The organism is Rossellomorea pakistanensis (genome assembly GCF_016908495.1).
GTDB lineage: Bacteria > Bacillota > Bacilli > Bacillales > Bacillaceae_B > Rossellomorea > Rossellomorea pakistanensis.
Map to the genome: position 1 here is coordinate 207,601 of NZ_JAFBDZ010000001.1, position 13,503 is coordinate 221,103.

16 protein-coding genes are annotated in these 13,503 nt (G+C 34.7%); 11 read left to right on the top strand and 5 right to left on the bottom strand.

Annotated elements, in window-relative coordinates; genetic code table 11:
• Window position 1: 1 nt before the first annotated feature.
• Window positions 2–1,627 carry a M4 family metallopeptidase gene (locus tag JOC86_RS01045; RefSeq protein ID WP_239587329.1) on the top strand — a complete coding sequence of 542 codons (1,626 nt, stop codon included), beginning with the start codon at window positions 2–4 and terminating at the stop codon, window positions 1,625–1,627.
• Window positions 1,628–2,609: 982 nt separating this feature from the next.
• Here JOC86_RS01045 and JOC86_RS24515 read toward each other — a convergent pair.
• The 5 genes from JOC86_RS24515 to JOC86_RS24530 all read right to left on the bottom strand — a co-directional run bounded on the left by JOC86_RS24515 (window position 2,610) and on the right by JOC86_RS24530 (window position 3,596).
• Complete coding sequence (locus tag JOC86_RS24515; RefSeq protein WP_239587330.1) at window positions 2,610–2,831, bottom strand: DUF3231 family protein; 222 nt, start codon at window positions 2,829–2,831, stop codon at window positions 2,610–2,612.
• Window positions 2,776–2,952, bottom strand: a complete 177-nt coding sequence (locus JOC86_RS25125; RefSeq protein ID WP_338021693.1) for a hypothetical protein — start codon at window positions 2,950–2,952, stop codon at window positions 2,776–2,778. Before JOC86_RS25125 ends, JOC86_RS24515 begins: the two co-directional genes overlap by 56 nt.
• A gap of 135 nt (window positions 2,953–3,087) precedes the next feature.
• Entirely contained in the window at window positions 3,088–3,246 is a 159-nt protein-coding gene (locus tag JOC86_RS24520; RefSeq protein WP_239587331.1) for a hypothetical protein, read from the bottom strand.
• On the bottom strand, window positions 3,209–3,331 hold the full coding sequence (locus tag JOC86_RS25245) for a hypothetical protein (protein ID WP_419095991.1): 123 nt from the start codon (window positions 3,329–3,331) through the stop codon (window positions 3,209–3,211). Before JOC86_RS25245 ends, JOC86_RS24520 begins: the two co-directional genes overlap by 38 nt.
• A 40-nt stretch (window positions 3,332–3,371) precedes the next feature.
• Window positions 3,372–3,596, bottom strand: a complete 225-nt coding sequence (locus tag JOC86_RS24530) for a DUF3231 family protein (protein WP_338021694.1) — start codon at window positions 3,594–3,596, stop codon at window positions 3,372–3,374.
• A gap of 174 nt (window positions 3,597–3,770) precedes the next feature.
• Between JOC86_RS24530 and JOC86_RS01055 the strand changes: the two genes are divergently transcribed.
• The 10 genes from JOC86_RS01055 to JOC86_RS01100 all read left to right on the top strand — a co-directional run bounded on the left by JOC86_RS01055 (window position 3,771) and on the right by JOC86_RS01100 (window position 13,225).
• Window positions 3,771–4,781 (top strand): DUF3231 family protein, encoded by a 1,011-nt coding sequence (locus tag JOC86_RS01055; protein ID WP_239587333.1) that lies wholly within the window; start codon window positions 3,771–3,773, stop codon window positions 4,779–4,781.
• A gap of 410 nt (window positions 4,782–5,191) precedes the next feature.
• The gene (locus JOC86_RS01060; RefSeq protein ID WP_205167931.1) at window positions 5,192–8,848 is read left to right on the top strand and encodes a S8 family serine peptidase; all 3,657 of its coding nucleotides are present in this window, start codon (window positions 5,192–5,194) and stop codon (window positions 8,846–8,848) included.
• A 222-nt stretch (window positions 8,849–9,070) separates the two neighbouring features.
• Complete coding sequence (locus JOC86_RS01065) at window positions 9,071–9,670, top strand: dienelactone hydrolase family protein (RefSeq protein WP_205167932.1); 600 nt, start codon at window positions 9,071–9,073, stop codon at window positions 9,668–9,670.
• Window positions 9,671–9,751: 81 nt separating this feature from the next.
• Window positions 9,752–10,195, top strand: a complete 444-nt coding sequence (locus tag JOC86_RS01070; protein WP_205167933.1) for an aldo/keto reductase — start codon at window positions 9,752–9,754, stop codon at window positions 10,193–10,195.
• Between the two features lie 9 nt (window positions 10,196–10,204).
• The gene (locus JOC86_RS01075; protein ID WP_205167934.1) at window positions 10,205–10,396 is read left to right on the top strand and encodes a hypothetical protein; all 192 of its coding nucleotides are present in this window, start codon (window positions 10,205–10,207) and stop codon (window positions 10,394–10,396) included.
• 278 nt (window positions 10,397–10,674) lie between these two features.
• The gene (locus JOC86_RS01080; protein ID WP_205167935.1) at window positions 10,675–11,580 is read left to right on the top strand and encodes an alpha/beta fold hydrolase; all 906 of its coding nucleotides are present in this window, start codon (window positions 10,675–10,677) and stop codon (window positions 11,578–11,580) included.
• A complete protein-coding gene (locus JOC86_RS01085; RefSeq protein ID WP_205167936.1) occupies window positions 11,561–11,752 on the top strand; it encodes a hypothetical protein in 192 nt (63 codons plus the stop codon). The genes JOC86_RS01080 and JOC86_RS01085 overlap by 20 nt, the downstream gene beginning before the upstream one ends.
• 124 nt (window positions 11,753–11,876) lie before the next feature.
• Window positions 11,877–12,221 carry a phosphotransferase gene (locus tag JOC86_RS25130; RefSeq protein ID WP_205167937.1) on the top strand — a complete coding sequence of 115 codons (345 nt, stop codon included), beginning with the start codon at window positions 11,877–11,879 and terminating at the stop codon, window positions 12,219–12,221.
• The gene (locus tag JOC86_RS01095; RefSeq protein WP_205167938.1) at window positions 12,184–12,408 is read left to right on the top strand and encodes a hypothetical protein; all 225 of its coding nucleotides are present in this window, start codon (window positions 12,184–12,186) and stop codon (window positions 12,406–12,408) included. The genes JOC86_RS25130 and JOC86_RS01095 overlap by 38 nt, the downstream gene beginning before the upstream one ends.
• Before the next feature lie 103 nt (window positions 12,409–12,511).
• Entirely contained in the window at window positions 12,512–13,225 is a 714-nt protein-coding gene (locus JOC86_RS01100) for a hypothetical protein (protein WP_205167939.1), read from the top strand.
• The last annotated feature ends 278 nt before the right edge of the window (window positions 13,226–13,503 follow it).

The following is a 13,503-nucleotide window of genomic DNA, read 5'->3' on the forward strand; positions in this document are numbered from 1 at the left end:
ATTGACGAAATACAAAAATTGGAAAAAAGTTGTTGGTGCAATAACATTAAGTGCTGCTCTTGTAGGAGCAAGCCAGGGAGTTTCAGCTCAAGCAAATGATGCTGCGTGGAAATTAAAGCCACAAGCTAAAATGGAGTGGAATGAAGACAAAGGGGCTTCTTTCTTAAAGGGGAATCTTACCTCAGATAAAGTAAAATCAGAGAAACAAGCCAAAGGATTCCTGAAGAGCAATAAAAAAGTATTTGAAATCGATCCAGATGCAAATCTAGTATTACAAGAAACAAAGAAAGATGATCTTGGAATGACACATTACATTTATCAACCAAGTATTCAAAATGTTCCAATTGATCAATCAAAAGTGATTGTACATACGGATAAAGAAGGTAATGTTGTCGCAGTAAATGGTGATTTCCATAAAGAAGCACCTAAAAAGCTTAAACAAAACAAAAAGCTATCAAAAAAGAAAGCCATTCATACTGCTTGGTCGCATATTGATGTAGATCGTAAAAAAGCAGATAAGGATTTAAAAACAAAAGATGGAGAAAAAAGTGCACTAACGGAAAAATCAGATTTAGTTGTTTACCATGAAGATGGCACTTACACCTTAGCTTACCATGTACAGCTACAATTCCCAGAGCCAACACCTTCAAACTGGCAAATTTGGGTGAACGCTGAAAACGGTGAAGTCTTAAAAGCTGTTAATAAAGTTCATGAAGCAACTGGTTCAGGTACTGGAGTTCTTGGTGATACAAAATCTTTAAATACCTACTATACTAATGGAACCTACTATTTATATGATGTATCAAAACCAATGAACGGGGTTATCCAAACACTAGATAATAACAATGGCGGTCAATATAATTTACCAGGTTATTATATAACAGAAACGGATAACAGATTTACAGATGCACGTGACAGAGCTGCTGTGGATGCTCATCACTATGCAGGAAAAGTTTTTGATTATTACTACAATAAATTTGGAAGAGTTAGCTATGACGGTAATGGAGCAGATATTACATCTACCGTTCATTTCGGCAACAATTATAACAATGCTGCCTGGATCGGAAATCAAATGATCTATGGGGATGGAGATGGTAGTGTTTTTGCACCACTTTCTGGAGCACTAGATGTAGTAGCGCATGAACTAACACATGCGGTTACAGATTTCTCTGCTGATTTAGTATATGAGAATCAATCCGGAGCACTTAACGAATCCTTCTCTGATGTTTTCGGATATTTCCTTGATCCTGAAGATTGGTTAATGGGTGAAGATGTCTACACTCCAGGAGTTAGTGGAGATGCTTTAAGAAGCTTATCCAATCCAAATGCTTACAATCAACCAGACCATATGAATGAATATCAAAACCTGCCAAACACTGAAGAGGGTGACTGGGGAGGAGTCCACATTAACAGTGGAATTCCAAACAAAGCTGCGTACTATACAATCAATAGTATCGGTCGTGCCAAAGCAGAAGAAATCTATTACCGAGCTTTAACAGTATATTTAACACCAAATAGTGATTTCTCTTATGCTCGTGATGCTTTAGTACAATCTGCTCAAGACCTTTATGGTTCTGCTGCAGCTAATTCTGTTGCATCTGCTTGGAGCAATGTAGGAGTAAACTAATATTTTCGATTATTTTAGGGGGCTGTCTGATTAGTGCATTTTTTACTATTAGATGGCTCTTTTTTTTGATTTTCCTTTAGAAATCATATGATTAATCATTCCAACCGAGTTCAGGATCATCATTTTCCTTGACTTGAATATGGTAATGCACAACTTTTTAATTTTATGCACGAAAAAGATTTGGAAAATGCTCGGGAATCTAATTTTGCACACAAAAATCCGGAGGAAATGTATGAGATTTCAAATTTATGACATTTCATATGTAGGGAACAAACAAAACTTATCATTCTGATATTACTAATAAAAACAAAGGGCTCTCCCGAAATCAAGGTGTCAGGAACCACAACATCTGTGTATAGAAGGTCTCCTCAAAAATTCTTCTATGTATGGGCAATTCGGATCCCATACGACTCCGATAACTACGATCCATTGGTCTGGTTATAGTACGCAAAGCATATAACATATAGATTAGCAGTCTAATTACATAAAATTGGTCTGATTTTTTTGGTGGACTAGGAAGAAAAAGGTCGTTCTTTAGAGTCATGAGAGCCCGAATTAGATTAATTTACAAGAAAAAGGTCATTCATCAAAGTTATGAAAGCCCAAAATATGTCGAGTTACAAGAAAAAGGTCATTCATCAAAGTTATGAAAGCCCAAATTAGATTGATTTACAAGAAAAAGGTCGTTCATCAAAGTCATGAAAGCTCAAATTAGATTGAGTTACAAGAAAAAGGTCGTTCATCAAAGTTATGAAAGCCCAAAATAGATTGAATTACAAGAAAAAGGTCGTTCATCAGAGTCATGAAAGCCCAAATTAGATTGAATTACAAGAAAAAGGTCATTCATCAGAGTCATGAAAGCCCAAATTAGATTGAATTACAAGAAAAAGGTCATTCATCAGCGTTATGAAAGCCATGATCTATAAAATCGTACATGGAAAAAGATCTTATATAACTGTTAATAAATTGAATTTTATCATAACTAATGAGTTTCCTCTTTTTTCTGTTGAGCTAGAACCGTTTTATTAACCATTCCTGATGGTTCTTCTAACCAGGTGTATTTTAACATAATATCTACCCCATCCTTTGCAAAAAGGGCAATTTCCAATGATAAACACTCATAATTTAGAGCGAGATCACTCCTTTGACTAGCTGCAGCAGCAGTAGCATAATTCCCAAACTCCGTGGCAGCAAGTAAAGACATCAGAGAATACTTGTGTGGTTTCGTTTGTAACAGAGTTATCCCAAGTATTAGGAGCATGAACATTACTATCCATTAGGGCAGATGTAAAGTGCTTTTGGGAAATATCTTTTCCCCTTAACATAATTTCTGTACAACTTTATTCGGGGAAGTTTGAGCGAATGCTAAACTTAACATGGCCCCAATTAAATTCGTTTGGATATTAAATGTATAAATGGGAGATTTCAATTGTATTCACCGGTATTTATTTCGTAAAGAACTAAAAGCCACTTAAGTAACTCTTATCTTTTACCATTTCAGATTCGTCTTTTACAATAATATACGGTGAACGTATATAAAGCCCTTTCTCCTTTAGAACCGTTATACTCTTCTTTAACAATTCATTTGTTTCTATAAGACCTGTTGTAAAAAAAATCAATTAAATCGTCTCTAGAGGACATAGATATTAATCCACTATAAGCAAAATGTCCCGCCTTTAACATATGGTTGACATACATCAACATAAAAGGGTCTGATACTAATTTTGGTGAATCTAAACGGACATCATTCTGATTGAAGCCTTTTTGAAGCGGGAGTTTTCTCTTGATTAAATATTCGAATAACCTCTTCCTGATGTTTCACTGTTAAATCAAAAGCATAAAGGATGACCTCCTTAATTTCAGGATCTTTTACAGTCTTTAAAAAATAATTAAAAATTAAATTTGACATACTGTCATTCATATAGGCAGTCCATAATACCCCTATTTCAGATGAGGTGGGTTGGATCACATGTCCAAATCATAATCCTCCTTCATCATTCTTTTCCTTCATAAGGTTTCCTTATTTTTATTTTTCATTACATACCCTATTAAGGTATAAGGCAATGCCTAAAGTGTTTTTTAAAAGTTAGACAGAATAATAAAGGGGTTAAGTTACACAATAAAATAAACTAGAAATAAAGGGATGGTTTACTTGGAAAAGCAACCAATCAGATTAACGACTGCCGAGATTAGTGCATTATGGACGACTTATATTGAAAGTTCAGCAATGAGATGTTTTTATTTGCATTTTATTGCGCATATACAAGATCAGGAAATAAGGCCAATTATAGAGGAAGCAGAAGAGTTTACTAACATGATAATGAATGAAATGGAAAACATTTTTCGCGAAGAAGAATTCCCTATTCCTATTGGCTTTACGAATAAAGATATAGATTTAACTGCTCCAGCTTTATATTCTGATCTGTTTGCCCTAAGCTTTGTCTACCGTGGGGGACAAATGATCATTAAGTACTATGCAACCATTTTAAGTAAAGTGGCACGGCAAGATGTTTATGAACTGATTGAAAAATGTTTAATTCAAAAAACAAGCACGTACAAAAAATCTTTAAACCTTATGTTATCAAAAGGGATCTATGACAGACCACCTCATATTAACCCCCAAAAGCAGGCAGAACTAATGAAATCTGAACCTACATTAATGAATATTTGGTTTGGTGACAGCAGACCATTAAATGCATTAGAAATTAGTGAATTATTTTTTTCAATCGAGAGGAATTGTATAGGGTTAGTTCTGATTATTGGTTTATTGCAAGTATCTAACGATAAGGAAGTAAAGAAGTATTTAATAAAGGGAAAAAAATTATGTCAAAAACAAATCGAAGTATTTAATGGGTTTATAAAAGAAAACGATCAGTTCCCAACCTATCCGGTTACATTAGAAGTGACAGACTCTTCAACATCCCCTTTCTCAGAAAAATTAATCCTGTTCATCATTACTTCATCTAATCAAATTGGATTGAAATCTTTAAGTGATGCATTGTCCGTTTCAATGAGACATGATCTAGCATTGAAGTATACTCTCTTTATAGGTGATATTATGAAATTTGGAGGAGAAGGGCTAAAGCTGATGATACAGAGGGGATGGATGGAACAACCGCCAGAATCGATTGATAGAAAAAAACTATATGAATAAAAGAATTAATTAAAAAAACAATACTACAATAATAATTTCTAACCAAGCATTTGGTATGAAGAAGCCGATTTAAGAGGGCTTCTTTTTCTGTTTTTTGGGAACAAGTCATTCATTAGGTTTTTTAGGCTACAATGTTAAGAATAGTTGAATCACAATGAATAAGAAAAATATATAATCCAAAAAGTCTAAATTAAGGTAGTAAGAATGGATAAACTTTTATCGATTCCTCCATAATTCGAGTAAATTCGTGATTTACGTCTTTTTATTCTAAAAAATAGTGGTAGAATAATTTTTGCACTATTTGGACAAGTGTAAAAAACTGATAAAAGGAGAGTGGGAGTGGAGAAATTGCTCTTACATAAGAACAATTTTTTATTGTCCAAAAATATTATTTGTTGAGGAGAATGGTTGTGAAGAAGAATTATTTATTGAAATCTTTTAGTAGTTTACTAGTTTTCATGCTTATCTTTACTTTGCTAACTCCATTTGCATCTGCAGAACAAGTAAAATCTGTAGAAACAAATGAGAGAATCATGCAAATGAAGGCCATCATTGCAGAGCAGCAAGCAATCCTTGATCAAGAACCTCAATTACATCCGCAGCTACAAAATTTTAGTGAGAAGGATAATAAAAAAGTGGATGTCATTGTTCAATTATCAGAGCCACCGGTTTCATTGGTAAAAGGAAAGAAAGAAGTCAAAGGAAGAACGTTATCAGCAAGTGAGAAAAAGGAAGTTAAAAGGGAAGTAAAATCACAACAAGAAAAATTTGAACAACAATTAGAAAAAAAGGATGTCAACTATGAAAAAGGCTTTGAGTATAATGATGCTTTTAATGGAATGTCCCTTCAACTAGAAGCAAACGAAGTAAACGATCTTTTGAAGATGGAAGGCGTTGTCAGCATTGAGCCTGATTTAAAAGTCCATGCACTAGAAAAGCCAGAAAGGAATAATCCAGTTGGAACTCATATGGCTGGTAGTATACCACATCTTCAAATTCCAAAGCTATGGGAAATGGGATATGAAGGTCAAGGTGTTAAAGTAGCTGTACTTGATACGGGAATTGATTATCATCACCCAGAATTCGAAGGTGTTTATAAAGGTGGATATAACTTCGTCCCGCATAATGGAACAGATTATAGCAGGCCTCGAGCGAATGATGATCCATATGAAACGACACCACTTGACCGTCCAGATCACAGACCTGAAATTAATGAAAGAGGTAGTGCTTTTTACACCTCACATGGAACCCATGTAGCAGGAACAATTGCTGCGCAAGGGAAAAATATGTACAACATTAAAGGTGTTGCACCGAAGATTGAACTCTATGCTTACCGAGTATTGGGAGCATATGGAAGTGGGGCTACTTCTGGTATTATAGCGGCGATTGAAAAATCTGTAGAAGAGGGGATGGATATTATTAATCTATCATTAGGTGGTAGTAATAATAGCCAGATTGCTTCTGATTCGATCGCTATTAATAATGCGACATTAGCTGGTGTAACAGCCGTGATTGCTACTGGAAACAGTGGTCCGAATCGTAGTACAATCGGGAACCCTTCTACTGCTGCATTGGGAATTGCGGTTGGGAACTCTACACTTCCTGAAGAATCAAAGAAGGCAAATGTTAAAGTAGAAGCTGGGACATATCACCATGAATCTGAAGTAAGCATGATGTCTTGGATTTTTGGTAATGACCCAAAAGACTCATTAACTGGCACATATGATGTCGTAGCTATTCCTGGAGTAGGGAAAGAAGTTGATTTTTCCGATATTGACGTAAATGGGAAAGTCGCCTTAATTTCTCGTGGGGAAATACCATTTGTGGACAAGATCGCAGCAGCTAAAAAAGCAGGAGCTGTAGCAGCTATCATTCATAACAATATTGATGGAGCAGGACCCGCAAATGTATATTTAGGGAATTCATTTGACTCGCTTCCAACCTTCGATATGGCAACTGATGAAGGAAAAGCATTAAGAGAAGCACTAGGAGCCAATCCTGGTACCGTTACCTTAAGCGGTTACACATCTGATATGACAGCAGGGGACAAAATGAATCCATCCAGCTCACGAGGACCATCCCTACCGGTATTTGATATTAAACCAGACGTATCAGCACCAGGAACGAATATTATGTCTACAGTTCCATCTTACGGAAAAGATAATCCAGATGCTGATTATTCCACATCGTATGATCGTAAAACGGGAACAAGTATGGCAACACCACACATTGCAGGAATTGCAGCTCTATTAAAATCAATGCATCCAGATTGGACGCCATTTGATATCAAAGTGGCCCTTTCAAATACTGCGAAACAATTAGATACAGATAAATTTGATGTTTTTGCACAGGGTTCAGGGCTTGTACAACCTCTATATGCTGCAACAGCAGAAGCATTAGCCTATTCATTAGATACAACCATTTCTGAGTCAAAAGTAATCGAAAACGTGAAGGGCACGATCACATATGGAAAAGTAGAACCTGATCCAGAAAAATCACAAGAGATTCAGAAACAAATTAAAGTGAAAAATCTTAAAGGCTCACCAAGTGACTATCAGGTTTCAGTTGAAGTGACTGGAAAGCCTGCTGGTGACATGGCAGCAGCGACGGTTACAGTTGATAAAGCTGAATTCACTCTTGAAGACGAACAAATGCTGAATGTAACATTAAACGTTCCGAAAGGGGAAGGGAAAGCCGGGGATGAAATCCAAGGGTATCTTTATATTAGCAATGGTACTACTAATCTTTCATTACCATTTGCTGCAGATTTATCACCACCTATTCTTTCCGGTTTAAAGGATTACTCCATTGAAGATTATGCCATTTCTCCAAATGGAGATGGAAAACTAGATCAAACAACTTTAAATTATGAATTCCATAACGAACACGGAATGACATTCATTGAATTGTGGGATGCATCGAATCCTGAAGGCGGTAAGTATGGAGACGGTTATTTAGGATACATGTTGTCTGCTAATAAAACCACCACTGGACCTAAATCACTTTCATTTGACGGTACCTACACGGATTGGAGTGACTTTACTGTCAAACAAGCACCTGAAGGAGTCTACACCATTGATATAAGAGCATCAAACCCATTAGGAAGTCCGATGTATACAACGGACTATGTAGGGCCTGTCTTTGTAAAAAACTCAGCACCTAAGATTACTTTCGATCCTGTCGAAGGTGAAATTGAAGGAAACTATGAAGTAAAAGGCGATATTGACGATAAATTCATAGATTTCAAGGCAACGGTTGAAAAGGTGTTTGATGGCAAGTATGACGTTAATGACAAATTAACGGTCACATATGAAGTGAAAGATAAAGATGGAAATGTGGTTGAAAAGAATCCAGTGGCATTAAATCAGGATGGAAGTTTCTCATTTGCCCTTACTGAGTTAAAGCCTGGTGAAAATACAGTGACATTGAATGTAATTGATGCCGTGCAAAACACTGCTTCAAAAGAAATGAAGATTATGGCAGAAAAACCTGAAGAACCAGTGGAAACGGCAACAATCGTTGTAAACTATGAGGATATTGCTGATCAACTAAATGATAAAAAAGCCAAAGAAGTCGTTATCACATTACCTTCTTTCACAGATGAAATTATAAACGTTAAAGCTGAAATGTCTAATTCCATTATAACAACATTAGAACAATCAAAGAAATCTGTTGTTTTCAAAGCAGATCAAGCACAAGTAAAAGTGAATAAAAAAGTAATAAAGCAGCTTTCAGCAACAGCTTCTGAAAAAGTATTTTTTAATGTGAATTTAGAAGGCACAGAAGCTATACCAGTAACTGCTAAGGGAGCCGTTGTCTCAGATGCATATGAGTTCTCGTTTTTAACCGAAACGAATGGTGAGGTTCATGTTGTGAATAATCTTGATCATCATGCAGTAATAAAACTACCTGTAAATGAAACTGAAGTAAAGCATTCTAAAGGTATAGATGTCTTTGATGCCATGACATTAAAATCTTTAAAAGCTAAATATAAATCAGGGGTTATGGAATTCAAAACAAAGAAATTATCAAAATTCGTAGCTCTTAAACTAAACAAGAAGTCTTAAGATAAAGGGAAAAAGAAACACTAATCCTTCCAGATCAAATAATAAAATTAATCGTTATGTGTTGATGGACTTAGACCGACTCAAACTTAGTAATACCAACGGTTTGGGTCGGTTTTTTTGATTTATCTACCTTAAATACTCACCATATAGGAAACGATAATCAACTTACAAAACAAATATTGACTAGGTTATAATATATCAAATAAGGAGTGAGGAAAAGAAATGATTTTCATAGACAGCCATTCAACTACTGTTATCATCGTTATCCATGAAATTTATGGAATAAATGATCATATAAAAAATGTATGTAATCAATTATCAAATCAACAGTTTGATATAGTTTGTCCTAATTTGTTGGGGAAAGAATTAGTTTTTGATTATTCACAAGAGGAAATGGCCTATCACTACTTTAATAACAATATTGGATTTCAAAATGGGGCAAAGATCATAAAGAATTTAATTGATGACTTTACAGATCGCTATGAACAGATATATGTCATTGGTTATAGTGTCGGGGCAACGATTGCTTGGCTATGTAGTGAAGAGAAACGGATAGATGGAGTTATTGGATATTATGGATCAAGAATTCGTGATTATATAAAGGTAGTACCAAAATGTCCTACACTATTATTTTTCCCAGAAAGCGAGCCATCCTTTGATGTTGACGAATTAATTTTAAAACTGAAGTCGAAAAATATAAGGATACATAAACTTTGCGGTCAACATGGCTTTTGTGATCCTTTTTCCAAACATTATAATGAAGATTCACAGAAATTTTCTTTTAAGATGATGACATATATGATATCGGGTAAGCAAGTTTGATTGCCTTAATTTCATTATATCATGAATTCAATCTGAAATTCAGACTGTCTTTCCCTTGTTCTTCCATATAAAATAAGTTTATTGAAGAATAGAATCATTCATGAATCCGATATAACCATTGTTGACCATCATCGTCATATTCTAACTCCCGATTACTTTCGATTTGCAATAAATGAAAGCAGAAAACATCTTAATTTAAACATGATTGATATTTATTATCTCCATAATCCTGAGATATCAATGATGGTACTGGGGAACAAAATGTTTTATAGTCAACTATCTAAACTATTTCAGTTTTTTGAAGAACAAGTTGAAAAAGGAGTCATCCGATTTTATGGTTTAGCAACTTGGAAGGCATTCCTTATTCAACCCAATCAATCTGGATATATTTCACTTGAAAAAGTAGTAGAGATGGCGAAATCAATAGGTGGAGAGAGTCATCATTTCAAATTTATCCAATTCCCTTTAAATAGAATGCAACAAAATTCAATATTACTGAAAAATCAATGGGTTGGTGGGAGTTAATATACTCTAATGGAGGCAGCTGAAAAATTAGGTGTTTATGTAACAACAAGTGCTCCATTCAACTTAGGGAAAATCATTGAAGAAGGATATGATGTAAAGGACTATTTGGTTAAAATTGTTAATACAAAAGGGATCCTTTCCACTATGGTCGGGATGAAACGAGTTGAAAAAGTTAGAGAAAATTTGAGTTGTATTTGTTGAGTAGTTAGAGAGGAAAAATCGATACAGAATCTGAATAATGCTATGAAAACCAAGATTAACTAAACTCCTTACACAAGGAGATTTTTTTTTGAAATTTTAATTCCTTTTGAAATGTATTGAATGGTAAAATATTCTTGATAAGTAAATAGAATTTCTAGTGTGACTACGGATGGCTAATTTAGGGTATAGGAAATAAATCGAGATAGAACCCCCTTTATTAAAAAAGTATATGCGAATTATATACCTTAATGATTAGAAAGAAAAAGGAGATTTCAACTATGGATCACACACAATGGAGCAGGAACCTCATTCGAACTTCAAGAGGAGAGTTCGAAGTCTTTACTAAAGGAATTGGAGAACCACTTTGTGTGACACATCTTTACTCAGAGTTTAATCCATCAGGAGATTATTTTGCAGACTCCTTTACAGAAACACATAGAGTTCATTTAGTAAACTTAAGAGAAGCGGGGAATTCTGAAAGAGCCACAGAGACTTATCAACTAAGCATGCTTGAAACAGTGTTTGATTTAGAAGCCATTAGAGAATCTTTAGGATATACACAGTGGAGCTTTGCAGGACACTCAACCGGAGGTATGCTGGGTGTTCTATATGGGATCTATTTTTCAGAAAGTCTAAAAGCACTTGTCCTTGTTGGTGCCGCAGCTCGAGAGTACTGGACATTTTCTAATGAGTGCATTTATAATCCTGAGCATTCTAATTATCAGCAAATGCAAGGACTTATTGAAGAATTAAAGCGACATGATTTATCAGAGGATAATAGAAAAACTCTTTCTAGACAACGAACCAAACTTTCTCTTCATCAACCAGACAAATATGAAGATTATTTTAATAAACCAATACATAAAAAAATGTCTGGCATACGATTGAATTATTTTAATCGTGAGCTTCCCATTTTTGATTTAACACGTAAGCTGAGCCTAATTACAGCTCGAACCTTAATCATTTGTGGGAAATATGATGTCCAATGTCCATTACCATACTCAATGGAGATGAATGAAGGAATTCCAAACTCTAAACTTATTACTTTTCACCACAGCAACCATTACCCTTTTTTAGAAGAAGAAGGATTATTTAAATATGAAATTGATGTGTTTTTTCATGAAATTAATAAAATGTCTAGTGATTTTTTTAGTGGGAGCGGTTATGGGGAAGGATATAAATAAAATCATAAAAAATTTAAAAGACATAGGAATTGTAGATCAAGTTACATTTGACTATGAACCATTATCTGGTGGTACGACGAGTCGACTATATCTTGTAAATCATAAATATGTAATAAAAATAAATAAACCAATCGTCCTTGAGACAGAAACCACATTTCTTCAATTTTATTAAAAATGTTCCATTACTACCGTTACTTATATTTGTAGACCCTGCATATCAATACATTGTTTATGAGTTTCTACCAGGGGCCACTACTTATAGTCGAAAAAATAAAAGGGATATGCTCAATTTAGTAGTGAAGAATCTAATTAATCATTATCAAAGTGTAGCTAGTACTAACGGGTGGGGATGGAAAGACGATTTATCAGTTTCATGGCAAGATTTCTTATTGAAAGGTATTTTAGAGTCAGAGACAACTCTAGAAGAGCATTTAGATATTGAAGACATGAAACTTGTTCAAAGATTAGCTGAGAGCTCGAATAGAATCCCGTCTAAAGGACCATTTTTATTGCACGGTGACTGTGGTGTACATAATTTTGTTTTTAAAGGTGGAAGCTTGTCTGGGGTAATTGACCCTACACCGGTATTAGGTGAGCCGCTTTATGATTTACTATATGCATTTTGTTCCATCACCGAATGAATTAACGAAAGAGACCATTGATTCTGTAATACCTGCTATGAAGGTCGGAGCATATAGCGGGAGAGTGCTATATGAAGAAATATTGATCGTGCTCTTTATGAGATTAGCAACCTGTTTACGGCATCATCCAGAGGATTTTGAGGAATACATTCACGCTTGGAGTTATTGGAAGAGAATGATAATGTAAAAAAACAGCAGCTGCAACAATGCTGGTAAATTACTATGTTCATAGTTATAACAGGATTTCTCTGAATAAATGCTTGTAAAAAACTGGCTCCTTGGAGGTACTTATGCCGCTTATAAGAAATATTGAATTTTTTTTTCCAGAGGATGGACAGGCTAATTCAATCTTTTATAGTGAAACAAGGTGTATTGCTTCATTGTACAGTCGTTTACTCCCTAATTTTAAAACAGATGAATTCAAGGGGATCATGATTAATTGTGTATCAAGTTTTGACATACTAGATAAATTAGACTCCGGATTGTTTATTACTTTTGACTATAAATCTGTGATCACAGAGATTGATATGAGAGAGTTTCTCTCATTGCCTACTGATCAGAGGAAAAAAGAATATACACTGAAGATGATGCAAAAGCCTTTGGAACAAGTAGCAGAGGAACTAAATTGGGATATAAGTATTTTTAAGGACATCTATCAAAAAATAATAGCTCTTAACTTTGAAAATAAGTGGGTTTATTCGAATAAGAGGAGTCCTAACAGAAAATATTCTAGCAGTATTGTCTGTGAACAAGAAGTATCTTATATAGATGTATATTTCGAAATCAAAAATAGAAATGGAGAGGTTCTAGGAAGAGAGAGGATTATGAGAGAACCTCATACGGATGAACAGCATCTGTTAAACAAATTAGGAAAAATAGAGTGGACACATAACCACAAAGTGACATTTTCCGACTTAGATTATAAAACCATATATATCATTACTTTTATAGAAAAGGACACCCCAGAGAAATTATTTTGGAAATATGAACAGTTAATCATTTAAAGTAGCACTAACTAGTTCAGAAATAGCACTATAACCTGCCGTTGCACGTATAGTAACTCCTGGAAGAACAGATTAAGATCGAAATGATAATACCCATCACACTCTTATAAAAGTGAAATGGATGGAAACAGTAGGAATACATCAGCACAATTTCATGGATGAACTGAGTTAGTGATACAGATGACAGAGAAATTAAAGCAGTTAATTAAAAATGAATCCTTCTAAAGTTGTATGTTTGTTCAGTCATTTGATTGTGCTAAAAAGAATGACCTTCCAGT

Excerpts from the sequence above, each read along its gene's own strand:
- JOC86_RS25125 (WP_338021693.1), bottom strand. The coding sequence starts at position 2,952 with ATGTTAAGGGGAAAAGATATTTCCCAAAAGCACTTTACATCTGCCCTA.
- JOC86_RS01055 (WP_239587333.1), top strand. The coding sequence starts at position 3,771 with ATGGTTTACTTGGAAAAGCAACCAATCAGATTAACGACTGCCGAGATT.
- JOC86_RS25245 (WP_419095991.1), bottom strand. The coding sequence starts at position 3,331 with ATGTTGATGTATGTCAACCATATGTTAAAGGCGGGACATTTTGCTTAT.
- JOC86_RS01085 (WP_205167936.1), top strand. The coding sequence starts at position 11,561 with ATGGGGAAGGATATAAATAAAATCATAAAAAATTTAAAAGACATAGGA.
- JOC86_RS01095 (WP_205167938.1), top strand. The coding sequence starts at position 12,184 with ATGATTTACTATATGCATTTTGTTCCATCACCGAATGAATTAACGAAA.
- JOC86_RS01065 (WP_205167932.1), top strand. The coding sequence starts at position 9,071 with ATGATTTTCATAGACAGCCATTCAACTACTGTTATCATCGTTATCCAT.
- JOC86_RS01080 (WP_205167935.1), top strand. The coding sequence starts at position 10,675 with ATGGATCACACACAATGGAGCAGGAACCTCATTCGAACTTCAAGAGGA.
- JOC86_RS01075 (WP_205167934.1), top strand. The coding sequence starts at position 10,205 with ATGGAGGCAGCTGAAAAATTAGGTGTTTATGTAACAACAAGTGCTCCA.
- JOC86_RS24515 (WP_239587330.1), bottom strand. The coding sequence starts at position 2,831 with ATGTCTTTACTTGCTGCCACGGAGTTTGGGAATTATGCTACTGCTGCT.
- JOC86_RS01100 (WP_205167939.1), top strand. The coding sequence starts at position 12,512 with ATGCCGCTTATAAGAAATATTGAATTTTTTTTTCCAGAGGATGGACAG.